The following is a 22,051-nucleotide window of genomic DNA, read 5'->3' on the forward strand; positions in this document are numbered from 1 at the left end:
CAGAAAGGGTTTTAACGTTACGGAATGAAACTTTTATGACAAATTAAGATTAATTTTAAAAAACTGTGATTTATTATTTCGGTAATAAAATTGTCAAAATCCGCCGCTACGCTTCCTGATCCCGCGCAACAAAGTGTTTCGCGATGTGCTGTGGCAGTTGGCAACGGGCCTGACACCTGTTAAAACGTTCGTTCGACATCACTTTCCCTTATCGTTGAACGGCAGAGAATCATGAGTGACAGCCAGACGCTGGTGGTAAAACTCGGCACCAGTGTTTTAACAGGCGGATCGCGCCGCCTAAATCGCGCCCACATTGTTGAGCTTGTACGTCAGTGCGCTCAGCTGCATGCCGCAGGGCATCGTATTGTTATTGTGACCTCCGGGGCGATTGCCGCCGGGCGTGAACATCTGGGTTACCCCGAACTCCCCGCGACGATCGCCTCTAAACAGCTGCTGGCCGCCGTGGGACAAAGCCGACTCATTCAACTCTGGGAACAGTTGTTCTCAATTTATGGCATTCACGTCGGGCAGATGCTGCTGACGCGCGCGGATATGGAAGACAGAGAACGCTTCTTGAACGCCCGCGATACGCTGCGCGCGCTGCTGGACAACAATATCGTCCCGGTGATTAACGAAAACGACGCCGTGGCTACCGCTGAAATCAAAGTGGGTGACAACGATAACCTCTCTGCGCTGGCGGCGATCCTGGCCGGTGCCGACAAGCTCTTGCTCCTGACCGATCAGCAGGGGCTGTTTACCGCAGACCCGCGCTCCAACCCGGAAGCTAAACTGATTACCGATGTACACGGCATTGACGATGCGCTGCGCGCCATCGCCGGCGACAGCGTCTCTGGCCTGGGAACGGGCGGCATGGGCACTAAACTGCAGGCGGCGGATGTGGCCTGCCGCGCCGGGATCGACACCATCATTGCGGCGGGCAGCCGTCCTGGCGTCATTGGCGACGTGATGGAAGGCATTTCCGTTGGCACGCGCTTCCACGCCCAGGAATCCCCGCTGGAAAACCGCAAACGCTGGATTTTCGGCGCGCCGCCGGCAGGTGAACTGACCGTGGATGAAGGGGCGACCGCCGCGATTCTGGAAAGAGGGAGTTCATTGCTTCCTAAAGGAATTAAAAACGTGACAGGCAACTTCTCCCGTGGTGAAGTGATCCGTATCCGTAACCTTGAAGGTCGCGACATCGCTCACGGCGTCAGCCGCTACAACAGCGATGCTCTGCGCCGTATTGCGGGTCACCACTCGCAGCAGATCGACGCCATTTTGGGCTACGAGTATGGCCCGGTTGCCGTGCATCGTGACGACATGATTATTCGTTAAGGAGCCAGAAAATGCTGGAACAAATGGGTGCCGCCGCCAAGGCCGCCTCTTACAAACTGGCGCTCCTTTCCAGCCGCGAGAAAAACCGCGTGCTGGAAAAAATCGCTGATTATCTGGAATCGCAGTCGCCGGAAATCCTCCTCGCCAACGAACAGGATCTGCTGGAAGCGCGCCGCAATGGTCTGAGCGAAGCGATGCTCGACCGTCTGGCGTTGACCCCGGCACGCCTGAAAGGCATCGCCGACGATGTCCGTCAGGTTTGTAATCTGGCCGACCCGGTCGGGCAAGTGATTGACGGCGGACTGCTCGACAGCGGTTTACGTCTGGAGCGCCGTCGCGTGCCGCTCGGCGTTATCGGCGTGATTTATGAAGCCCGTCCGAACGTGACGGTGGATGTCGCTTCCCTGTGCCTGAAGACCGGTAATGCCGCTATTCTGCGCGGCGGGAAAGAGACATGGCGCACCAACGCCGCGACGGTGAAAGTCATCCAGCAGGCGCTGCAGGAGTGCGGCTTACCGGCAGGTGCCGTGCAGGCTATCGAAAGCCCGGACCGTGCTCTGGTGAACGAGATGCTGCGCATGGACAAATACATCGACATGCTGATCCCACGCGGTGGCGCGGGCCTGCACAAGCTGTGCCGCGAGCAGTCGACGATCCCGGTGATCACCGGCGGTATCGGCGTGTGCCATATCGTGGTGGACGAGAGCGCCGAAATTACACCGGCGCTGAAGATTATCGTGAATGCCAAGACCCAGCGTCCAAGTACCTGTAATACGGTGGAAACGCTGCTGGTGCATCAGGGTATCGCGAACACCTTCCTGCCAGCCCTGAGCAAGCAGATGGCCGAGAGTGGCGTCACGCTGCACGCGGACGAGAAGGCGCTGGCGCTGCTGAAAGACGGCCCGGCGACGGTGGTGCCGGTAAACGCGGAGCAGTATGACGACGAGTTCCTGTCTTTGGATCTGAACGTGAAGATCGTAGCCGATCTCGACGACGCTATCGCGCACATCCGTGAGCATGGTACTCAGCACTCTGACGCCATCCTGACGCGCACGCTGCGCAATGCCGACCGCTTTGTGAACGAGGTGGATTCTTCTGCCGTGTACGTGAACGCATCAACCCGTTTCACCGACGGTGGACAGTTTGGTCTGGGCGCGGAAGTGGCCGTAAGCACGCAGAAACTGCACGCGCGTGGTCCGATGGGCCTGGAAGCGTTGACCACCTACAAGTGGATTGGCATCGGCGACGATACGATTCGTGCGTAAATAATCACGGGTGATGCAAAAATAGCCGTTTGATTCAAAAGGGCATTGACGCATCACCCGGATAGATCTAACCTTTTGCCCCGTGGTTACGCTCGTAACCGGCCTCTCAGGGCCGATATAGCTCAGTTGGTAGAGCAGCGCATTCGTAATGCGAAGGTCGTAGGTTCGACTCCTATTATCGGCACCATCTAACAAAATCAATCAGTTAGCGTCAAAAACCTAAAGGATTGTATCTTTCATTATCATCCTTGATAACACTTGGTAAACGCCTTTGCGTTGTATCGGCTCAAGGATTGAGCAACGTACTGACGGGTAGTTACCAGGCTCAAGCCCGAACAGCATTAGAAATTTTGCCATCCCTTGAAGCTGAAAGAGTTGCCGGACTCTCTAAACACATCACTTGAACCCTTAGCGATACGTTCCGCGCTTCGTGCGGCGCTCAATGATGCTACACGTCGAGATGACGTTGCAGAGAATAAACAGGCGTAATGTGGGAAGCTAACCGGATCGGGAAAGAATCCGGCTCTGCCACGGTTTCGATCACCGGAGTATAACGATCACCTGATAAGAGAACGTGCTAAGGCTTTATCCTCCCTGCGAAGGGATTACACCCTGCGGAAGCGCTACGCGCTGCCTTTTCTTATGTGCCCAACACGGCACGTAATGGTCATCTATTATCTGCACCATTGTAACTTTCGTTGTACTGTCTCTCTGCTGTACGTTGAGCGCTGGCAGATTCAGCGGAGGGGATATCATGTCAAAAGCTAACCAAAAAGCAGCCACGAAGCGCAACAATCGAAAAATACACGCTCGTAAATTCCTGGCTACGCCGGAGGGGAAAGCATCGCTTGCTAAGAAGCAGGAAGAGCGTGAGGAAATTAAGTTGGCGCGAGCGGCTAACAACATGTTTTAAACTACCGATCACGCCGCTAAATGGCTTGTATTGTCCAAAATCTGTTGGTTGCGCATTGTAGGCACCTTGGTTAACCTAAGATTAATCCGATAGGGGTGGTGGAGATACGTGATGGGCGAAGCTCTAGTAGAGATTTGTATGTTAGATTTCAAGGAAGGGTAACGGCTAATGAAGAATAGTATTCTTGCTGATGCTTTGTTGAATGCTGCAAAAAATAGCGAGCCTGAAAGCGCTATCACCAAACTTGTTACATCAAGTGTTGGAGAACAGCAAAAACAAACCAAAAGAAAACTTCATGCACAAGAAATGTCTCTAACTGAATTGATCAGGATAAAAAATGAATACTCTGAAAAAATAAACGATCCGGTAACATCTAACGAGAAGAAGAAAGAAGTTTCAGAAATCATTAAATCAATAAATTATGAGATCAGGAATAGAACTAAGGATACGCCTGCACAAACTCTAAAGGAGCCTTGCTCAATATTTAAGCAGGAGAGGAGAGTTGCACGCGAAAATTATAGAAAATCTATTCAGGTTAGATCTTTCAAGAAAACTATCCCACCGAATCAGTTTACCATCAGCCATGAAAATCGTAGTTTCCTGCCATTGAATGAGAAGACTTTGGAGCGTGAAAGGTTGCGTAAAGAGTTAATTGCCAAAGAAGCTCAGGCTGAGTTGGAGAGAATGGCTTTAATTTCTCGCGTTACGCATACTAAAATTATTCAAGAAGAAAGAACTGATACGAGGAAGAGATCACCTGCAAAGGTGATTACAAAATTAGATACCAATTCAACAACCAAAATTGAAGTGCCGGAATTTTATTTTAATAGCGAACTGTACAGCCAGTTGATAAGGATTATCCCTGTCACGCAAGCGTACAAGATCGCAAAAAGCCGTGAACTATCTTCAAAATATTATGACAGTAAAGTTGAATCAGGTAAGTATACATATTTTAACACGCTCGCTTACTTAATTTCATTAAGAGGTAAGACTGAAGCGGATGCGCGTGAAATAGCCAAGGAACAAGGGCGATCTGAAAGGGTATTATATGATTTTATCACAGTAGGCTATAAAATTTCTCTTGGTAAAAAAGATTCTGGTGCGGTAAGAAAGAAAAATGAAAAAAGTAATTCCTACCCTGAATTAGTGGATCTTAAATTAATTTCGAGTAATGTTCAGCGTACCTTGCAGTTAAGAAGAATTAGTGACCAACAAAGTTTTCGAAGGAGAGTTGAGACCAACTTCAAAGGTAGGTGTGCTGTAACTGGGCAATCAATTCAATCTTTGCTTCAAGCCTGTCATTTAGAGAATTATTGTTCCTCGCATAATATGGATACCAGTAACGGCATCCTACTTACCTCGGATTGTCATCGAATGTTCGATAACGGCCAACTTGGTATAAATCCAGATACTCTAACCGTACATTTCAATGTTGAATGTATATATGCCCATATGTTTGAGGGTAAAAGAATAGAGGCACATACTGTGAAGTTAGACGAGAATAAACTGCGCAGTAAATGGAAATTATTTTTGAAAATTAGATCCGGTTGATACGTTACTTTCAACCTTTGGTCTATTTTAGAATAAGTACAATCCGCCACTATTCCAAAGAAAACTCGTCTGTTAAATCGTCCTGCACGTCCTGACCATACCCGATGTAATACATAGTAGAGCGTGGATCTCTCTGTCCGAAGAAATGGGTGATAGTTTCTATAGCCACTCCAGCATTGAACATGACACGGCCTCGACTCTTTCGCAGGTTATGCCGGCAAGGTTGTTGCTTGTACCATTAATAAAGCTTTATGGATGCTATTATCCGAAATCAGTTTCTTAGACAAACCGCATACGCTCGAGAAACATTGAATAGTCGCAACGCCTTGAGCCCACCAGAGGATAACTAAAAGGCATAGACCCCGCCGCAAACTTTCGGCTGGATTGCGATAAAGTACATCAGTATACTCATCCCTCGAAACGGACATTGCATGAACAGAGGAGAGAAGGATGAAGATCACAGAAGACTCTTTGTTGCATTCTGGATTTACTCGCAAAGAAATACAAAAGTTGAATAATAATATCGCGAATTATGGCGGGGATCTTGATGAGGTAGTCCACGATTTAGCAAGAAGATTTAAAACTCTACTATGGATTTTCTCTTGTGGCATACTTTTTTTCATCTATCTCGTTTTTTCAAAACAGGATGATCATTGGTATGTTTTCTCAGGAGGGATTTCAATACTGATTGTTTTCTTGATATGTGGTTTTGCTCAGCCACCAATCATTTCCTACAAATCATGGCGGCATGTCAGGTCTGAAAAAAGTTAATCAATACTCATCAGATCAAAGATGACCTTGGCCTTCAAACCATATCCCACGATTTTCATTGTGAGCTTTGGAGTGCTCATAGTTGTCACTTTCCGATAGTAGTCGCTTGGTATATAACGGAAAAGCCTCCACGCTTCAGCTTTCCTCGACAAGCCAAAGATGGTGTAACCGCTTGCGCTTAAAGAAAAAGATTTGTAAACAGCGAGTCCAGTTTCAGGCTTAAATCCCATGAATTTTGCTATTTCCATTGATTGATCAGCAGCTATTCCCTCTGACTTTGCATTGCTGTCTCTTTTAAAATTAATAAACTCTTTTGATATTCCATTCATACCATCTATAACAAGAATTGCACCTGCAAGAATACCAATAGGTGTCCCGGTAAACATGAGCATTGCCCCACCAAATGCGGTCACTCCGGATATCACAATATTTACTGCCGAAATCACATACCCAACAATTTTATTATTTTCCCTGACAAACTCGACCTTCGCATAAAGCTGAGCAGACCTCGTCCTTAACAAGCGCTCTTGCTCAAGAAGATTCTCTTTTTCAGCACGCAGATTTTTGAGGCATTCAATGCATTCTTCATCGGTTTTCGCCCGCCGTGCTGTCGCGAACTCTTTTTCTACGACCTGTTTTATTTCCTCAACAAACTTGATACGTGTTAGACCATCTTGTAAATAGTAAGATGACAGTCGATTTGCAGTTTCGATGACCTTTCGGGCTTCCAGATTCACCATCGTATCTGACCAGGTTCTATTCCATCCCCTGTTAAGCAGCGCAATATCCATCATGCTTCCTTCATTAATGTGCCTGGCTGTTTTATGGGCAATATATTCTCCTCATCGGTTTTTCTCAATAGACGATCCCCTGGTATTCATCTCACGCCAGTAAAAGAATAACCACCCGTAATTACGATGACGAATAAAGGGAACAATTAACGATAATTAAGTACGACAGGCATAATATTGTGCGCACCCTGCAAAAAGGCGATATAACCTTTGGGTTATATCGCCTGCTCCTTTTTATCGTGCGATTAAGGCAAACACGCCCCAACCAAAGTATTCCCGCGTATACGTCACATGGCGTTTAGGCGCATTCGTCAGCTCTGCCCGAACCTCATGCGCAAAGTCATCGTCAGGGTTCTCCTCCAGCCAGCGGCGCATGGTCAGCCATTTAGCCGCTTCATACCGATCCCAGCCTTCCTGGTCTGCCAGTACCATTTCGACCAGGTCATAGCCCTGTTCAGCGAAAGAGGCGACAAGGTCGGGCAGGGTGAGGAAATCGGCCACCGACGAGACGCCACAGGCCTGGGCAATCTCTTCCGATGCAGGCAGCTGACGCCAGTACGGTTCGCCGATAAGCACCAGTCCGCCTGGCTTAAGGCTCTTTGCCAGCAGTTCGATCGTCCCGGCGACGCCGCCCGCAATCCAGGTGGCCCCTACGCAGGCCGCCACGTCGCATTTTTCATCCGCGACATAGCCCGCCGCGTCGTTATGAATAAAATGAACGTGTTCACTGACGCCAAGCTCTTCTGCGCGCAGCTTTGCCTGTGCGGTGAAGAGCGGGCTCATGTCGATGCCGGTACCGGTAATGCCGTAGTCACGTGCCCAGGTACACAGCATCTCTCCCGAGCCGCTGCCGAGATCGAGAATGCGCGCGCCTGGCTTCATGCGTAACACGCGGCCCAGCGTGGCGTACTTCTCTGGCGTGAAGGGGTTGTGAATGCGGTGTTCACTTTCGCTGATAGTAAAAATACGTGGGATATCCATAATCCTCTCCTTATCGATTATCAGGCTGGGCGCGAACGTTGTTCAGCCCGGTGGTATTGATGCGGTAGGGTTGACCGTTGACGGATTTGATCAGCTTTTTGGTTTTGAGTTTTTTAAAGACGGCGAGTGTGCAGTCGGTGAGCAGAAGCCCTTCGCGGCTGTAACATTCAACAGAAGTGACGCGGCCAGATGCATCGCGGACGTGCACAATACGTCCACCTTTAGCGAGAACGTGTAAGGTACGTTGTTCCTGACGGGATAAATTCATACTGGAAAACCTGTTTAATCATCATGTGCAAAACGTGCAAACACACAGCGGTGTCCGCATTCGATTTCGGCGCATTGATAATCAGTCCGGCCTGAAAGGTCGGGGGCTGATTATCAGATGATTACATTCTCCAGCATCAAAGCCTCGGGTAGAGTTGAAAGGTATTTACGAGGCGAATGATAACACCGCTTTTTGGTAAGTGAATAGCCAGGGATAAAAAGTGTGATCCAGGAGGGGAGGGGCGGCACCAGTATGTTGTATTCCCGGCAGGCTGGAAGTGAAAAGGTATGCCTGTGGTCCGGCTATCTATCTTTTTTATCCTGAAACCCCATGGTATTTCAGGATGAGCATACCCGATACAAGCCCGCACGAAGCGGGCCGTACTGCACATCACATTACAGCTTCAGCAAACGCGGCAGTTGGTTATCCAGCTCAAGCAGGCAGCTTTTCATGTAGCTTTCAGTTTGGCTGGTCACTTTTTGGTAATTATTTGCACTCCACTCGCTCAGTGGCGCTTCAACTGGCGTAGGGGCGCATTCCGCTACCGTAAACGCAGAGAACATATTTCCGCTTTCCGGGCGTTTATAGAACAGGACTTTATATTTCAGCTGATAGAGAGGTGTGGTCGCGGTGGCGTCTTTATAGATCAGCGCCCAGGTTGCTTTACCAATATAGAGCGGCTGCTTGTAAACGTGGCCATTGCCTTTTTCGTTCAGCCACTTGCTGATATTTTGTTTCGCTTTAGGAACAAACCAGCTGTTCGTCGGGTTTTGCAGGGTTTCGATCGCTGTCCCTTTATAGTTCTCTTTATCAAAGTCACCGGAGTTAATGTTACCGGTTAACGCGCCGAGAACGGCAAGCCCCATACCGGCTGCGGCATGCGTCGGGGTCACTTCGCGCAGCGTGTTGTCGGCGATACGGTTGTCATTCAGTTCCGGCAGTGCTGATACGCTATAAATATCAATTGCGCTGCCATTTGCCGCTTTCACGGTGTCGGGTTTTACCGAGCCAGCACAGCCCGCAAGAATTAAGGATGCAGATACAATCGCTAGAAGACGAACTTTCATTTTCTCTCCATGAGATAATTTTATTTAAGTGGCTGCGTGGATGTTCCTGAGCCGAAAAGGGCCGTTTATCTTGCCCGGCAGAGTTGTCAGCCTGCAGACACAGGCTGACAGCTACCCAGATAAATATCGACTCCCTGACCCTGTTCTTTAGTCAATCAGCCACATTCCTTTGACCCGCATCAATAATCGTTCGCGATTATCCAGCCACGGGTATTTTATTATTCGCCCGTATTATGTGATGCACCGAGAGGCAAACGCCACAAATCATAGCGTTCCTCTCCGGGTTTAACGGCTCCCGCGAAGTGGTCATTGAGGCGACTCGAGGTAAAGATCAAATCCCCGTCCGGACGGATTGCCGGTGTGTCTGGCCAGTAAACGTCTTCGCTGGCGGCGATAAGCGACATAGCGCGGTGCTTCGGATCAAACCGGACAATCCCGTTGCGGGTGACATCCGTGATATAGAGGTTGCCCTTTGCATCGGTTACAAGACCGTCGGTGTTACCGCCCACCACGCCAAGATCTTGGATACTGGCGGCAATCTGCGCATCGGTTGACCCTGCCTGCCTCAGCAATGCCGTGGGCACTGCCCAGGCATGGGTTCCCGTTGTGACCGTCCAGTACAGCGTGTCCGCATCCGGGGAGAGCGCAATACCGTTGATGCCAATCAATAAGGGTTTACCCGGCCAGACCTCCGCACCGTGTGCAACCACCTTAACGCCCGGCTCAATCTGTAGCGCAGGGTGACGGTCGAGCACGCGTCGCGCCGTGCCGGTGGCGAAATCAACGACGATAAGGCCCACGCGGTTTTCCGGTGCGCTCCGCGAGCCGCTGTCGGAGATATAGGCGACACGGCGTTTCTCATCGACAACCACATCGTTCAGGAAGCTGGCTTTGCGGTCCGCCACGCCATCCAGGGCGATACGTTTAAGGGTGCGGCCCGTGTTGAGATCCAGCACGACCAGTTTCTGCGAGCCCACGGGCGACTCCGCTTCGCCTGCGACAAACCCCATGTCCAGCGCCCATAGCCAGCCATTTTGACGATCAATATAAAAGCCAAGCACGTTGCGCAGGTTCTGCGCGGGATCGGTGTTTACCGCGTTCTCCTCGAGGGACGGAAACGCCGTCAGGCGGGCAGGGCCGGACTGCACAGTCGTATCCAGAATGCTCAGCGTGGCGGGGGCGGCGGCAGAAACCAGCCGGGGCGTACTGACAAAGGCCCGGCCCTTTGCATCAAAATGGATACCGGCAATGGGCGCGTTAACCGAGCCGGAAAAGCGCGTCGGCGTTTGCCCATTCTGCGGGGTATCCCAGCTCACGCCAGCATAGCTGCGCCAGCGTTCAAGGGGCTGGAGCGTCGCCGCACTGGCGAGACTCGGGAAAGCGATCAGCGCCGCCAGCGCAATGGCGGACAGACTACGGGTGCGAATGAACATGAAAAGGCTCCGGTGAGTTCAGCATTAAAGGATGGAACGGAACGTGCCGCCCTCGACGCGTACAGCCGCCCCGTTGGATGCCGCACCCAGTGGGCTGGCTAACAGAGCGACCATCGCCGCGATCTCGTCTGCCTCAATCATTCTGGCAATCAACGAGCTGGGGCGGTAGGTCTGGAAGAAATGCGCTTCGATCTCCCGATCGGTCATATCCGGGGCAGGCGCGGTCTGGCGAAGGTACTCAATAATGCCGTCCGAGCGCGTCGCCGACGGCAGCACGCTGTTAACCGTCACGCCGGTTCCCCGGGTCAGTTCGGCCATACCGCGCGAAACAGCAAGCTGCGCTGATTTGCTGACGCCGTAATGCACCATGTCTGGCGGCGTAAAGGCGCCCACTTCGCTGGATATAAAAATTACCCGTCCCCAGTTCCGCTCCAGCATGCGCGGGAAGTAGTGGCGTGAGAGGCGGACGCCGGACATCACATTGGTGTTGAACATGCGCAGCCAGTCTTCGTCGTTAATATCCGCGAAGGCTTTGGCTTCGTAGAACCCCAGGTTATTAATCAGAATATCGGTGTCAGGGCAGGCGGCGAACAGGGCTTCTGCGCCCTCCAGGGTACCGAGGTCAACGACAACGGTGGAGACCTGTGCGTCAGGCGTCGCGTCGGTGATGGTGGCCGCGGCTTTTTGCAGCTTTGCCGGGTCGCGTCCGGTAAGGGTGACGGCAACCCCTTCTTGAGCGAGCGTGCGGGCGATGGCCAAACCAATGCCTGCGGTTGCGCCCGTAACCAGCGCGGTCTTACCGGTGAGTTGAAGATCCATAGTGTTTACCCTCTGGTGATGAATGCAGCTCACTTTACTCATCACTCCAGAGGGGATAAATTAGCCAGATTGAAAAACATTTGTTCCTGAAAGAGCAAAATGAGCCGCAAATTCGATTATCTCGGAGACGTTGAAGTCTTCATTACTGTCGTTGAACACGGCTCTTTTACTGCCGCAGCGGTTGTCCTTTCCACCACACCCTCTGTCCTGAGTCGCGCGGTTTCCCGCCTGGAAGCGCGTCTTGGACGGCAGTTATTACAGCGAACGACCCGCCGCGTGGGGCTGACGGAGGCCGGACGCGTTTATCTGGAACAGGCGAGGTCTGCGTTTGCACTGCTTGATGACGCCGAACGCGAGGGGCGGGGCCAGGAAGGCGATCTGACCGGTCGCGTGCGAATGAGCGTTCCAACCACCTACGGGCACTACCGTCTGCCGCCGCTGCTGGCGCGCTTTGCCCAACACTACCCACGCGTTCAGGTGGAGCTGAACATCACCAATCGCAACGTTGATTTGATTGCGGAGGGATTCGATCTGGCGATTCGCCTGGGGCCGTTGCCCGACAGTGGGTTAGTCGCGCGCAAGCTGGAGGACGCAGCGCTGCTGCTGGTCGCATCGCCTGATTACCTGCACCGCATGGGGAGCCCGCAGACGCTGGAGGAGTTGCATCGTCACACCTGTCTGCCCTTTATCATGCCGCGTACCGGGCGCATTGCCCCCTGGGTGTTTCGTGATGAGGAACGTGATATTGACTGGCTGCCGGGTTCAACTATCGAAATCTCAGACGATGTACTCGGCGTGGTTTCGCTGGCGGAGCAGGGGATGGGGATCTGTCAGAGCTATGAATTTATCGTCCGCGACAGGATACAGCGCGGTCAGTTAGTTGAGGTGCTGCCACACCTGCGTGGACGGTCGCGGCCGTTCTCCGTGCTCTTCGCGCCACACCGACGCCAGTCGGCAGCCACCCGGGCGATGATTGATCTTCTCACCAACCAAAAATGACAAGGATATGTCCACTATGAAAAAAGAGACTTATACCTTTTGGCTCCCACTCATCGCGGGCGGTATAGCCCTGCTATCTGGTTTTGTGGTCTGGTCAGTTAACGTTTATCGCGTGACATACCTTACGATCCGCGGGGAGCAGTATCTGGCCGGAGGGGCGTTGCTGCTGGCGCTGGTGCCGATGGTTATTTTTATCAGAAAGGGACGACTCAAAGGCAAGCGTGTTGCTGGCGCGATAAAACTATACCTCGGCTTCTTCATTTGCAGCCTGCCGGTTGCCATGTTCGTGATTTTTACAACGGCCTGGCTACTGGAGGGAGACTATTCCTCATGGAGCAAACCTTACCGGTATGAATCCAGTACCCGCCACAGCTGCTCGGGGGCAGAAGTCTACGAGCCGGAGTTAAAAAAAGAGATCCGCATCTGTAACCCGAAGGGTAACGTTTATTCCAACTCTACCCTGTACGTGGAAAAGCGGAGTAATGCGCTGGGGATTGTGGTGCTCTGGGCGATCACGCGCGCCTGAACCGGTGAAGATCAGGGCGCGAAAATCACAGTCAGCCCGCCTCCAGCATCCCAAAGCTCACAATACGCGAACGGCCCAGCTCTTTCGCCCGGTATAAGGCCACGTCGGCAGCGCGCAGCAGGTTATCGCTCTGAGCGTGCTGCGGATAGCTGGCGACGCCAATCGACACATCCACAGGGCCAATCTCTGAAAGCCCATAGCGCAGCGACAGTTCATGCACGCCGTTATAAATCTCTTTGGCGCACGCCTGCGCCGCCTCTTCATCGACGCCGGAAAGCAACACCAGAAACTCTTCGCCGCCATAGCGGAATGCCAGCCCGCTGTCGTGTACGGCGCGTTGTATGATGGTGGCCACGCTTTTGATGACCTGATCGCCCGCTTCATGACCAAAGCGGTCATTAATGCTTTTGAAGTGGTCGATGTCGATCATCAGGCAGCTTACCGGCTCTTCATTGCGCACCGCCTGCGCCATTTGGGTGCGCAGGGTATCTTCCAGATGATGGCGGTTACGCAAGCCGGTGAGCGGATCGAAGAGGGCTTTTTCCAGCAGGGCATCGCGCAGACGTTGGTTGGCCAGCGCCAGGCCGAGCGCTTCAGCCATCAGCTCCAGATAGGCGCGGGAAGGGGCATTTTCCGCAGTGATGTTCTGGAAGGAGAGCAACCCAATGGCTTCGCCCTGGGCAATCATAGGAACGCAGAGTGACGTATGCGTGTGCGACGCCGGCAGATGGTAGCAGGCGATATCCGGCTCGCCATTTACCGGAGGATGGCTCTGCCCACGTCTGACCGCCCAGCACTCATCGGGATGAAAAGGCGTATCCTCTCCTGGCGGCGAAAGCCACTGCGCGACGCAGCGCATCTGCCACGGATCGCGGTCGAGGATATAGAGCCGCCCGGCAATTCCCGGCGCGATATTGGGGGCGAACAGCTCCGCTACGTTAATCACGTCCGCAAAGTTCTCACACCCCTGCAGCCGCTGGGTCATGCGCGCCAGCAGCTCGCGGATGGCCCAGTCGGCGTCGCGCTCTTTTTCCAGACGCTGCCGCGCAAGGCCATTTTCACGAAAGATACGAATCGCCTGCGCCATATCGCCAATCTCATCGATCTGGTTGAAATTGGGTGTTTCTACGGCATAGTCCTGCGACGCCAGGCGATGCACCACATCGCTCAGGCGTACCACCGGGCGCAGCACGCGCCGTTTTAAGATAAAGCCAAGCACAAACAGGAACAGCAGGGCGGTCAGGCCAACCATCATTTCAGAGATTGTCCGCAGCGTTTTCGATTTTTTGGTTGCCTCCTGAACGGAAGCGATCACCCGCTTGTCGAGTATCTGGCGGAAGTGATCGATCTGATTCTGGGCGCGTTCCAGCTCCTGTTCATAGGGCGCACCGTAGAGCAGGGCGATGGCCTGCGCATCTTCTCCCTGCGCCGTGTGGGTGAGGGCGGCCTGCTGTTCGTCCTGTAGCTCATCGACGATTTTTATCCCTTCATGCAGCAGAGACAGCTCATCATCTGACGCGCCGACATCCTGCAGTTTTTCCAGCCGGAGTTCGGTACTCTTCAGCTTGTTCTCTGACTGGTTGTATTCCCTGAGGATCTGCGGGTCTTTTTTAATTACGTACAGGCGGGCTAAATCAGACTGCGCCCAGATATCGGTTTCGATATCTTCCGTGAGCGCATCAAATTTCTGCCGCTGTTCAACGGCCTGACGCTCAAGGGTGTCAGCATTGGACGCCATCAGCATGATGATGCCGGAAGCGAGGGTCAGGCAGACCGTGGCACCGTAGGCCCAGTTTGTTATCGTCGCGATTCGCACCTGGTGATCCTTTTACGACCAAAGAAGGATGGCGTTCTTTCAAATTATAGAAAACGTTTGATTTAAGGCGAAAAAAAAGGCGGCACAGCGCCGCCTGTTGGGAAGGTTATCGTCAGCGGTTTATAAATCTGGAGGATTTTTCCCTTCTTCAATAAACGCGGCATCCAGCTCTTCGGCGTTACCCGCATGATCGCGACCGGAGAAGAGGTTCCAGCAGGCGATAAACAGCGCGGCAATCAGCGGGCCAATCACGAAGCCGTTAATGCCGTACAGCTCCATGCCGCCAAGCGTTGAGATCAGGATCAGGTAGTCCGGCATTTTGGTATCTTTGCCTACCAGCAGCGGGCGCAGGATATTATCCACCAGCCCGACGATAATCACGAAGAAGCCGACAATGAACAACCCCTGCCAGATCTGATGCGTCGCGAAGAGGAAAATGGCGGCCGGAACCCAGACAATCGCCGACCCCACCGCAGGCACCAGGGAGAGGAAGGCCATCAGCGCTCCCCAGAGGATGCTGCCGTCGATACCGGCAATGGCAAACGCAATCCCGCCGAGCGTGCCCTGAACCACCGCGACAACCGCCGTGCCTTTTACCGTCGCCCGCGAGACGCCGACAAACTTGGCGAACAGGTGCTGCTTGGCGAAATCGGACAGAGGCAGGGAGTCGAGGATCTGGCGCACCAGGAACGGCCCGTCTTTCAACAGGAAGAACAGCAGATACAGCATGATGCCGAAGCTAATGGCAAAGCCGAATGTCCCTTTGCCGATCAGAAACGCGCTGCCCGCCAGATACTGCCCGCCCTGCAGGGCGACATCGGAGAGTTTTTTCTGGATCTGCGCGGCGTTGGTCAGGTTGTGATCCGCGAGGAAACCGCTGGCCCAGTCCGGCAGATGGTTAAAGATGCTCGCCACCACCTCCGGGAACTGGGTGTTGTTCTCCTGCAGTTTGGTGTACACCACGTTCAGCTCTATGGCGAGCGAGGAGAAGATCACCATCAACGGGATAAAGACAATCAGGCAGATAATGCCGATGGTCAGCAGCGAGGCCAGCCCGTTGCGATCTCCCAGTGCGGCGCGCAGCTTGTTTTTTACCGGGTTAAAGATAACGGTCAGAATGGCGGCCCACAGAATGGCGGAGAAGTAGGGCGATAGCACGTCGAAAAACGCCCACGTCACGAGGGCGAGAATAAAGATAAAGAAACCTTTGGTCAGTCCGTTAAAGCGCATCAGTCAGTCCTGGTTACTAAGAAACTGTGACGACTATAGAACTGATTGACGGATTTACCAACCATTGCGCCGGGGGGCGCAGGCGACGCGCCGCCGGGCAATGTCAGGACGGGAGGGGTCAAATCTCCTCAAACAGCGGGCTCACCAGCGCAACGTGCGTTTTCACGCCCACCGCCAGCGCAGCCTCGTCGATGCGAAAGTGTGGATTGTGGACGTTCCAGACCGCGCCTTTTTCCTCGTTGCCGCAGCCGATGAACAGAAACGTTCCCGGGACTTTCTCCTGATAGGAGGAGAAATCCTCGCTTCCGAACAGGGCCCGATCGGCAAGCTGCAACGTTCCTTCTTCGAAGTGCACTGCAATCGCCGCTTTGGCGATGGCATTGGTGTCGGCATGGTTGTTGCCAACGGCGTAACCCTGCTGCCAGCGGATCTCACAGCGCGCGCCGTGGGCACTGACGACGCCCTCGACAATACGCTGCACCAACTGCGGTACCTGCTCGCGCACCTGCTGATTATGAGTACGCACCGTTCCGGCCAGGCGGGCGCTGTCCGGAATCACGTTATAGCTGTCACCGGCCTGGAAGGTCGCGATGGTAAGTACCGGGGCGTTAATCGGGTCGAGATTACGCGCCACCACGTTTTGCAGCGCGGTGACAACTTCAGCGCCGATTACCACCGGGTCGATGCAGAACTGCGGCATTGAGCCATGTCCGCCCCGGCCGAAGATCGTGATATCAAAATTATCGCTGGAGGCGACATAGACCCCTTCTTTCAGCGTAATGTTACCGGTAGGACTGGTCGGGAAAACGTGCAGACCGAAGATCTTCTCGACATCGTCAACCACGCCTTTCTCCACCAGTTCGCGCGCGCCGCCCGGCGGCACTTCTTCGGCAGGCTGGAAGATAAACTTGATGCTGCCGCACAGCTGGCTGCGCATGTGGCAAAGCACTTTCGCCGCGCCCATCAGCATGGCGGTGTGGGCATCGTGACCGCAGGCATGCATGACGCCGGGTTTGGTTGAGCTGAATGCTTCACCGCTCTCTTCCTGCAGCGGCAGGGCGTCGATATCAGCACGCAGTGCCCACATCGGGCCGGGTTTTTCACCCTGTAATACCGCCACCACGCTGTTCTCCAGCGGGCGGCTAATCGTCAGCTCCGGCAGATTCGCCAGTTCACGGGCGATAAAATCTGCGGTCGGCTTTTCCTGAAATGAGAGATCCGGGTTGGCATGAATATGCCTGCGCCAGCGGATCACCTCGTCGTGAACGTCGCGGATAAGGTTTTCAGTGCTACTTTTCATGACAGTCTCCTTCAGTCAGTCACCTGCAGTGAGGGCGCAGGTTTTTTTATCAATGGCACTATCGCCACGCCCGCGCACACCATTGCCAGTGACAAGAAAATAAATGCGCTTTCATAACTGTGGCTTTTTCCAACGAGATAGCCAATAACAACCGGTGAAACGAAGCCCCCCAGCGTCCCCCCGGTGTTTATCAGCCCGATGGCCGAGCCCATGATGTTCTCCGGCAGGCGTTTCATTGGCAGGGTAAACGCGGTCACAAAGGTGGCCATCAGGAAGATCTCCCCCACAAACAGCAGGATGCTGGCACTCACCGCCGTGGCGGTGTGGAAGATGCCGAGAATGGCAGCAGCGCTCACCAGTGCGCAGATCAAAATCACCTGTGGCTCGCGGTGGTGGAAGTATTTTCCGACCAGCCAGCCGGTGCACAACGACGAAAGCCAGATCCCCGCGCCGCCAGCCGCCACGATATAACCGGACACCTCAATCGGCATGCCCATGCTCTGGACAAAGAATTTAGGCAGCCAGGCCAACAGGCCATAGCTTGGGATATTGATGCAAAACACCGAGAAAAACAGCAGCAGCACCGTGGGGTTACGCCACAGCGCCTCGCGTTGCCCATGCGCGGCCTGGCGTGGCGCGGGTTTCTGATACGGCACGCGCAAGGCGATCAACAGGGCGATGGCGCAGGCAACGATCCCTAATGCCACAAACGAGGTGTGCCAGCCCAGGTGTTCCAGCGCCGAGACGGCCACAATCGGCCCGACGGTCATCGCCAGCCCGGCGGAGGAGAGCAGTACCGACTGGGCGAAGGTGCGTTTTTCCAGCGTAAAATTGCTGACCACCGCTTTCGCGCAGGAGCAGGGATAGCCGGAATGCCCCACGCCGGAGAGAAAGCGAAACACCAGCAGCAGGCCAACGCTCATACCCAGCGCGCCAAAGCAGAGGGCGAAGATCCCCAGCGCACACAGAGAAAGGATCAGCATGGTTTTGTAGCCGATTCGGTCGTTTAGCCAGCCAGCAGGCACCTGAAAGAGAGAGTAGGCGAGAAAGAAGATCCCAGTGATATAGCCCAGCTGCGCGGTGGTAAGCCCGAACTCTTTTTCGATCGGCAGCAGGGCAAAACCCATTACGGTTTTATCGATGTAGACCACGACATAGCCGATAAAAAGTAAAAAAATCATCTGTGACTGGCTTTTCATTGTGTTTTCCGCCTGACGTCAGAGTGTGATGAGAATTGTTGTGTGCACTCTGAATCTAGGGGTTTACCAGACAGGCGGGAAGATATAATTTTGCTATAGGTGATGCTTTTTTGTTATAGGGCGAGCGATGAAATATCTGCCAAAACTCGGCCATCTTCAGGCCTTTCGTCAGGTGGCGCGCAGCGGCAGTATCCGTTCGGCCGCACGGGAACTGGGCGTTTCGCAGCCCGGATTGAGCCGTACATTGCGTGAGCTTGAGCAAACTTTAGGCACCCAACTTTTATTGCGCAGCAAAGAGGGGATTGCCCTTACCGAGGCGGGAATGGCGTTTTCCCAACGGGCGGAGTGGGTGCTTGAAGAGCTGCGGCGTGCGGCGGATGAAGTGGAGCAGATTAACCATTTTACTCACGGGCGTCTGACGGTGGGGTTCTCTTCGCTTATTGCGCTGACCGTCTTTCCCGATGTGGCCGAGGCATTCAAGAAAACGCTGCCCCAGGTCTTGCTGACGGTGAAGGAGGGGCAGCTCTCCTCGCTCCTGCCTGGCGTACGAAACGGTGAAATAGATATGGCTATCGGCTCGGTGGATCCGATGGCGCCGCCGGAAGGGGTGATGATCGAACCGCTGTTTACCTCGCCGTTTTGCATCATCGCGCGCAAGGGGCACCCACTGGCAGAAGCCCGCGATCTGATGGCGCTGCGTCAGGCCAAATGGCTACTGCCGGAGTCGTCCATGGGCTACTACCAGCAGCTACAAAATGAGCTCAGCCATTTTTATCGACAGGTGGATATCACCCCGCTGCGCACCGATTCCGTCATCACGGGGCTGAATATGGTGCTTAACGCGGACTATCTGACGGTGGTCGCGCGGGCAATGTGTCAGCCGCTGCAGCTTGATGACAAGCTGGTGGCGTTGCCCATCACCCAGCTGCCGTCGGCGCAGTATTGCGCGGTGTGGTCGCAAAAGTCGGCGATGACCACCAACGCGCGCCAGTTTTTGATTCGCCTGCGCGAAGCATGCAGAGGGTTTAGCTGGTAGCGGACAGATACGACTTTTGTCTGAGCCAGAATCACAGCCGTCCGCGCCATGCTGTAAGTATCTGCTTGCGGAGGTGCTTATGGCCTGGCGTCCGATTCTGTATGTGATCCTCACAACCCATCCCCGACTCAGTGCGCGACGCGCCCGGTTGCGTCTGGTCGTCTAGCTTTTTTATGTTAATCGCGGTATAACACACCTTCTTTGGATGTTTAGATGTCCATACGTATAGAAGGTAATATGCAAACACAACAAGAAAATGGGCAGCTAAAGCGCACCATGAAAACACGCCACCTGATTATGCTCTCGCTGGGTGGCGTGATTGGCACAGGGTTATTCTTTAATACCGGTTATATCATTTCGACAACCGGGGCCGCAGGCACGCTGCTGGCCTATCTCATTGGCGCACTGGTAGTCTGGCTGGTGATGCAGTGTCTGGGCGAACTGTCGGTGGCGATGCCGGAAACCGGCGCGTTTCACGTCTATGCCGCTCGTTACCTCGGCCCGGCGACGGGCTATACCGTGGCGTGGCTGTACTGGCTCACCTGGACGGTGGCACTAGGGTCGAGCTTTACCGCTGCCGGGTTCTGTATGCAGTACTGGTTCCCACAGGTGCCCGTCTGGGTATGGTGCGTGGTCTTCTGCGTGGTGATTTTTGGCCTTAACGTCATCTCCACGCGTTTCTTTGCCGAGGGCGAATTCTGGTTCTCGCTGGTGAAAGTTATCACCATCATCGCCTTTATTATTCTTGGCGGCGCGGCGATCTTTGGCTTTATTCCAATGCAGGACGGTTCGCCTGCGCCGGGTCTGAGCAACATTACCGCTGAAGGCTGGTTCCCGCATGGCGGCCTGCCGATCCTGATGACCATGGTGGCGGTGAACTTTGCCTTCTCCGGCACCGAGCTTATCGGCATTGCGGCGGGCGAAACGGAAAACCCGCATAAGGTTATTCCGGTGGCGATCCGCGCGACCATTGCCCGACTGATCATCTTCTTTATCGGCACCGTGTTTGTGCTGGCGGCGCTGATCCCGATGCAGCAGGCCGGGGTGGAAAAGAGCCCGTTTGTGCTGGTGTTTGAAAAAGTCGGGATCCCGTATGCGGCAGATATCTTTAACTTTGTGATTTTGACCGCGATCCTCTCGGCGGCAAACTCTGGCTTGTACGCCTCAGGGCGCATGCTGTGGTCGCTTTCTAACGAGAAAACGCTGCCGCGCTGCTTTGCCCGCGTCAATAAAAACGGCGTGCCGCTGACGGCGCTCTCCGTTTCCATGCTCGGTGGCGTGCTGGCGCTCTTCTCAAGCGTGGTTGCGCCAGACACGGTGTTTGTGGCGCTGTCGGCCATTTCCGGTTTTGCGGTGGTGGCGGTATGGATCAGCATCTGCGCGTCGCACTTTGTCTTCCGTCGTCGTCATCTGCAGTCCGGACAGCCGCTGTCTGCTCTGCACTATCGCGCGCCGTGGTATCCGCTGGTGCCGGTGCTCGGGTTTATCCTCTGCGTGGTGGCATGTATCGGCCTGTGGTTTGATCCGAGCCAGCGCATTGCCCTTTATTGTGGCCTGCCGTTCGTCGCCCTGTGTTATGGTGCCTACTACCTGACCCGAAACCTGACATCGCAGGAGCCTGAACATGTCGCAGAATAATCCGCTTACCGCCCTCCTTGAAAAGCAGCCGTTTGTGGTGCTGGATGGCGCAATGGCAACTGAACTGGAAGCGCGCGGGTGCAACCTGGCAGACAACCTCTGGTCTGCCAAAGTATTGATGGAAAACCCGGAGCTTATCCGTGAAGTCCACCTCGACTACTACCGTGCGGGTGCGCAGGTGGCGATCACCGCCAGCTATCAGGCCACGCCTGCGGGCTTTGCGGCGCGCGGTCTGGATGAGGCGCAGTCCCGCGCGTTGATCGGCAAAAGCGTGGAGCTGGCGCGTAAGGCGCGTGAAGCGTATCTGGCGGAAAATCCGCATGCGGGCACGCTGCTGGTGGCGGGGTCCGTTGGGCCGTATGGCGCCTATCTGGCGGATGGCTCTGAGTATCGCGGAGATTATGTGCGTCGCGCCGAAGAGTTTACCGCGTTTCATCGTCCGCGCATTGAGGCGTTGCTGGATGCGGGGGCGGATCTGCTGGCTTGCGAAACGCTACCCTCCTTTGAGGAGATCAAGGCGCTGGCAGCACTTGTGGCTGAGTATCCCCGCGCCCGGGCATGGTTCTCGTTTACCCTGCGCGACAGCGAGCACCTGAGCGACGGGACACCGCTGCTGGAAGTTGTCGCGGCCCTGAAAGATAATTCGCAGGTCGTGGCGCTGGGCATCAACTGTATCGCGCTGGAAAACACCACCGCGGCGCTGAAACACCTGCACAGCCTGACGGCACTGCCGCTGGTGGTCTATCCGAACTCGGGCGAGCATTATGATGCGGTGACCAAAACCTGGCACCATCACGGTGAAGCGTGCGAGACGCTGGCGGGGTATTTGCCCCAGTGGCTGGAGGCCGGTGCCAGATTAATCGGTGGATGCTGTCGCACCACGCCGAAAGATATTGCTGAGCTTAACGCGCAGCGATAATCCTGATTCCCGGTCAGCAGTTATGCAGGCCGGGAATAATTCTCTTTATACCCTTCCCATTATTTCTTTCTGACAAATTCAGATGCCTATCCCAACTAGATAATTTCTGTTCGCGTGCGAATGATATTGTCTCCTGACACAGATACTTTTTGAGTTTATGTAATTAATTTTCACACTCCAGCAACAAATCTACT

Annotated in this window: 20 protein-coding genes, 1 tRNA gene and 1 pseudogene; 11 read left to right on the top strand and 11 right to left on the bottom strand. The window is 54.2% G+C overall.

The window, feature by feature from the left end; all coding sequences use genetic code 11:
- Window positions 1–231: 231 nt before the first annotated feature.
- From proB to ACQG22_RS04615, 5 genes are all read left to right on the top strand, one after another.
- A complete protein-coding gene (gene proB, locus ACQG22_RS04595; protein WP_058678566.1) occupies window positions 232–1,335 on the top strand; it encodes a glutamate 5-kinase in 1,104 nt (367 codons plus the stop codon).
- An 11-nt stretch (window positions 1,336–1,346) separates the two neighbouring features.
- Complete coding sequence (gene proA / locus ACQG22_RS04600; protein ID WP_013095746.1) at window positions 1,347–2,600, top strand: glutamate-5-semialdehyde dehydrogenase; 1,254 nt, start codon at window positions 1,347–1,349, stop codon at window positions 2,598–2,600.
- A gap of 111 nt (window positions 2,601–2,711) precedes the next feature.
- Window positions 2,712–2,787, top strand: a tRNA-Thr gene (locus ACQG22_RS04605).
- A gap of 567 nt (window positions 2,788–3,354) precedes the next feature.
- Entirely contained in the window at window positions 3,355–3,513 is a 159-nt protein-coding gene (locus ACQG22_RS04610) for a hypothetical protein (RefSeq protein WP_176686730.1), read from the top strand.
- 168 nt (window positions 3,514–3,681) lie between these two features.
- A complete protein-coding gene (locus ACQG22_RS04615) occupies window positions 3,682–5,064 on the top strand; it encodes an HNH endonuclease signature motif containing protein (RefSeq protein ID WP_013095758.1) in 1,383 nt (460 codons plus the stop codon).
- A gap of 49 nt (window positions 5,065–5,113) precedes the next feature.
- Here the strand turns inward: ACQG22_RS04615 and ACQG22_RS04620 are convergent.
- Window positions 5,114–5,278: pseudogene (locus tag ACQG22_RS04620) on the bottom strand (tyrosine-type recombinase/integrase); the annotation flags it as partial.
- Between the two features lie 236 nt (window positions 5,279–5,514).
- Between ACQG22_RS04620 and ACQG22_RS04625 the strand changes: the two are divergent.
- Window positions 5,515–5,835 carry a hypothetical protein gene (locus ACQG22_RS04625; RefSeq protein ID WP_038418755.1) on the top strand — a complete coding sequence of 107 codons (321 nt, stop codon included), beginning with the start codon at window positions 5,515–5,517 and terminating at the stop codon, window positions 5,833–5,835.
- On the opposite strand, the gene ACQG22_RS04630 is transcribed toward ACQG22_RS04625, so the two are convergent.
- The 6 genes from ACQG22_RS04630 to ACQG22_RS04655 all read right to left on the bottom strand — a co-directional run bounded on the left by ACQG22_RS04630 (window position 5,832) and on the right by ACQG22_RS04655 (window position 11,194).
- Window positions 5,832–6,626: a DUF4225 domain-containing protein gene (locus ACQG22_RS04630; protein ID WP_013095759.1), complete on the bottom strand. Its 795-nt coding sequence runs from the start codon at window positions 6,624–6,626 to the stop codon at window positions 5,832–5,834. The two genes, ACQG22_RS04625 and ACQG22_RS04630, sit on opposite strands and share 4 nt — an antisense overlap.
- A gap of 234 nt (window positions 6,627–6,860) precedes the next feature.
- Complete coding sequence (locus ACQG22_RS04635) at window positions 6,861–7,607, bottom strand: SAM-dependent methyltransferase (protein ID WP_369706578.1); 747 nt, start codon at window positions 7,605–7,607, stop codon at window positions 6,861–6,863.
- A 10-nt stretch (window positions 7,608–7,617) separates the two neighbouring features.
- Window positions 7,618–7,875, bottom strand: a complete 258-nt coding sequence (locus tag ACQG22_RS04640) for a YjhX family toxin (RefSeq protein ID WP_013095761.1) — start codon at window positions 7,873–7,875, stop codon at window positions 7,618–7,620.
- Between the two features lie 395 nt (window positions 7,876–8,270).
- Window positions 8,271–8,942 carry a hypothetical protein gene (locus ACQG22_RS04645; RefSeq protein WP_058661767.1) on the bottom strand — a complete coding sequence of 224 codons (672 nt, stop codon included), beginning with the start codon at window positions 8,940–8,942 and terminating at the stop codon, window positions 8,271–8,273.
- 218 nt (window positions 8,943–9,160) lie between these two features.
- Window positions 9,161–10,375, bottom strand: coding sequence for an L-dopachrome tautomerase-related protein (locus ACQG22_RS04650; protein WP_369706579.1), 1,215 nt, complete (start codon window positions 10,373–10,375; stop codon window positions 9,161–9,163).
- Between the two features lie 24 nt (window positions 10,376–10,399).
- Window positions 10,400–11,194 (bottom strand): SDR family NAD(P)-dependent oxidoreductase, encoded by a 795-nt coding sequence (locus ACQG22_RS04655; RefSeq protein WP_023620951.1) that lies wholly within the window; start codon window positions 11,192–11,194, stop codon window positions 10,400–10,402.
- 99 nt (window positions 11,195–11,293) lie between these two features.
- On the opposite strand from ACQG22_RS04655, the gene ACQG22_RS04660 reads away from it, so the two are divergent.
- Together ACQG22_RS04660 and ACQG22_RS04665 are read left to right on the top strand one after the other, a co-directional pair.
- On the top strand, window positions 11,294–12,193 hold the full coding sequence (locus tag ACQG22_RS04660) for a LysR family transcriptional regulator (protein ID WP_062729912.1): 900 nt from the start codon (window positions 11,294–11,296) through the stop codon (window positions 12,191–12,193).
- Between the two features lie 16 nt (window positions 12,194–12,209).
- Entirely contained in the window at window positions 12,210–12,719 is a 510-nt protein-coding gene (locus tag ACQG22_RS04665; RefSeq protein WP_045292999.1) for a hypothetical protein, read from the top strand.
- A gap of 31 nt (window positions 12,720–12,750) precedes the next feature.
- On the opposite strand, the gene ACQG22_RS04670 is transcribed toward ACQG22_RS04665, so the two are convergent.
- The 4 genes from ACQG22_RS04670 to ACQG22_RS04685 all read right to left on the bottom strand — a co-directional run bounded on the left by ACQG22_RS04670 (window position 12,751) and on the right by ACQG22_RS04685 (window position 18,264).
- Complete coding sequence (locus ACQG22_RS04670; RefSeq protein WP_045292997.1) at window positions 12,751–14,535, bottom strand: diguanylate cyclase; 1,785 nt, start codon at window positions 14,533–14,535, stop codon at window positions 12,751–12,753.
- A gap of 120 nt (window positions 14,536–14,655) precedes the next feature.
- The gene (locus tag ACQG22_RS04675) at window positions 14,656–15,765 is read right to left on the bottom strand and encodes an AI-2E family transporter (RefSeq protein WP_013095768.1); all 1,110 of its coding nucleotides are present in this window, start codon (window positions 15,763–15,765) and stop codon (window positions 14,656–14,658) included.
- A 118-nt stretch (window positions 15,766–15,883) separates the two neighbouring features.
- Window positions 15,884–17,065, bottom strand: a complete 1,182-nt coding sequence (locus tag ACQG22_RS04680; RefSeq protein WP_369706580.1) for an amidohydrolase — start codon at window positions 17,063–17,065, stop codon at window positions 15,884–15,886.
- Between the two features lie 11 nt (window positions 17,066–17,076).
- Window positions 17,077–18,264 (bottom strand): MFS transporter, encoded by a 1,188-nt coding sequence (locus ACQG22_RS04685; RefSeq protein WP_369706581.1) that lies wholly within the window; start codon window positions 18,262–18,264, stop codon window positions 17,077–17,079.
- 127 nt (window positions 18,265–18,391) lie between these two features.
- Here ACQG22_RS04685 and ACQG22_RS04690 point away from each other — a divergent pair, with 127 nt between their 5' ends.
- The 3 genes from ACQG22_RS04690 to mmuM all read left to right on the top strand — a co-directional run bounded on the left by ACQG22_RS04690 (window position 18,392) and on the right by mmuM (window position 21,857).
- Window positions 18,392–19,300: a LysR substrate-binding domain-containing protein gene (locus ACQG22_RS04690; protein ID WP_013095771.1), complete on the top strand. Its 909-nt coding sequence runs from the start codon at window positions 18,392–18,394 to the stop codon at window positions 19,298–19,300.
- A 237-nt stretch (window positions 19,301–19,537) separates the two neighbouring features.
- Window positions 19,538–20,938, top strand: coding sequence for an S-methylmethionine permease (mmuP, locus tag ACQG22_RS04695; RefSeq protein ID WP_013095772.1), 1,401 nt, complete (start codon window positions 19,538–19,540; stop codon window positions 20,936–20,938).
- Window positions 20,925–21,857 carry a homocysteine S-methyltransferase gene (mmuM, locus tag ACQG22_RS04700; protein WP_013095773.1) on the top strand — a complete coding sequence of 311 codons (933 nt, stop codon included), beginning with the start codon at window positions 20,925–20,927 and terminating at the stop codon, window positions 21,855–21,857. Before mmuP ends, mmuM begins: the two co-directional genes overlap by 14 nt.
- Window positions 21,858–22,051: the final 194 nt, after the last annotated feature.

The organism is Enterobacter cloacae complex sp. 309I3 (genome assembly GCF_050031595.1).
GTDB classification, from domain to species: domain Bacteria; phylum Pseudomonadota; class Gammaproteobacteria; order Enterobacterales; family Enterobacteriaceae; genus Enterobacter; species Enterobacter cloacae.

Bases quoted from the DNA above. Each gene is read 5' to 3' on its own strand.
- proB (WP_058678566.1), top strand. From the start codon at position 232: ATGAGTGACAGCCAGACGCTGGTGGTAAAACTCGGCACCAGTGTTTTA.
- proA (WP_013095746.1), top strand. From the start codon at position 1,347: ATGCTGGAACAAATGGGTGCCGCCGCCAAGGCCGCCTCTTACAAACTG.
- ACQG22_RS04610 (WP_176686730.1), top strand. From the start codon at position 3,355: ATGTCAAAAGCTAACCAAAAAGCAGCCACGAAGCGCAACAATCGAAAA.
- ACQG22_RS04615 (WP_013095758.1), top strand. From the start codon at position 3,682: ATGAAGAATAGTATTCTTGCTGATGCTTTGTTGAATGCTGCAAAAAAT.
- ACQG22_RS04625 (WP_038418755.1), top strand. From the start codon at position 5,515: ATGAAGATCACAGAAGACTCTTTGTTGCATTCTGGATTTACTCGCAAA.
- ACQG22_RS04630 (WP_013095759.1), bottom strand. From the start codon at position 6,626: ATGGATATTGCGCTGCTTAACAGGGGATGGAATAGAACCTGGTCAGAT.
- ACQG22_RS04635 (WP_369706578.1), bottom strand. From the start codon at position 7,607: ATGGATATCCCACGTATTTTTACTATCAGCGAAAGTGAACACCGCATT.
- ACQG22_RS04640 (WP_013095761.1), bottom strand. From the start codon at position 7,875: ATGAATTTATCCCGTCAGGAACAACGTACCTTACACGTTCTCGCTAAA.
- ACQG22_RS04645 (WP_058661767.1), bottom strand. From the start codon at position 8,942: ATGAAAGTTCGTCTTCTAGCGATTGTATCTGCATCCTTAATTCTTGCG.
- ACQG22_RS04650 (WP_369706579.1), bottom strand. From the start codon at position 10,375: ATGTTCATTCGCACCCGTAGTCTGTCCGCCATTGCGCTGGCGGCGCTG.
- ACQG22_RS04655 (WP_023620951.1), bottom strand. From the start codon at position 11,194: ATGGATCTTCAACTCACCGGTAAGACCGCGCTGGTTACGGGCGCAACC.
- ACQG22_RS04660 (WP_062729912.1), top strand. From the start codon at position 11,294: ATGAGCCGCAAATTCGATTATCTCGGAGACGTTGAAGTCTTCATTACT.
- ACQG22_RS04665 (WP_045292999.1), top strand. From the start codon at position 12,210: ATGAAAAAAGAGACTTATACCTTTTGGCTCCCACTCATCGCGGGCGGT.
- ACQG22_RS04675 (WP_013095768.1), bottom strand. From the start codon at position 15,765: ATGCGCTTTAACGGACTGACCAAAGGTTTCTTTATCTTTATTCTCGCC.
- ACQG22_RS04680 (WP_369706580.1), bottom strand. From the start codon at position 17,065: ATGAAAAGTAGCACTGAAAACCTTATCCGCGACGTTCACGACGAGGTG.
- ACQG22_RS04685 (WP_369706581.1), bottom strand. From the start codon at position 18,264: ATGAAAAGCCAGTCACAGATGATTTTTTTACTTTTTATCGGCTATGTC.
- ACQG22_RS04690 (WP_013095771.1), top strand. From the start codon at position 18,392: ATGAAATATCTGCCAAAACTCGGCCATCTTCAGGCCTTTCGTCAGGTG.
- mmuP (WP_013095772.1), top strand. From the start codon at position 19,538: ATGCAAACACAACAAGAAAATGGGCAGCTAAAGCGCACCATGAAAACA.
- mmuM (WP_013095773.1), top strand. From the start codon at position 20,925: ATGTCGCAGAATAATCCGCTTACCGCCCTCCTTGAAAAGCAGCCGTTT.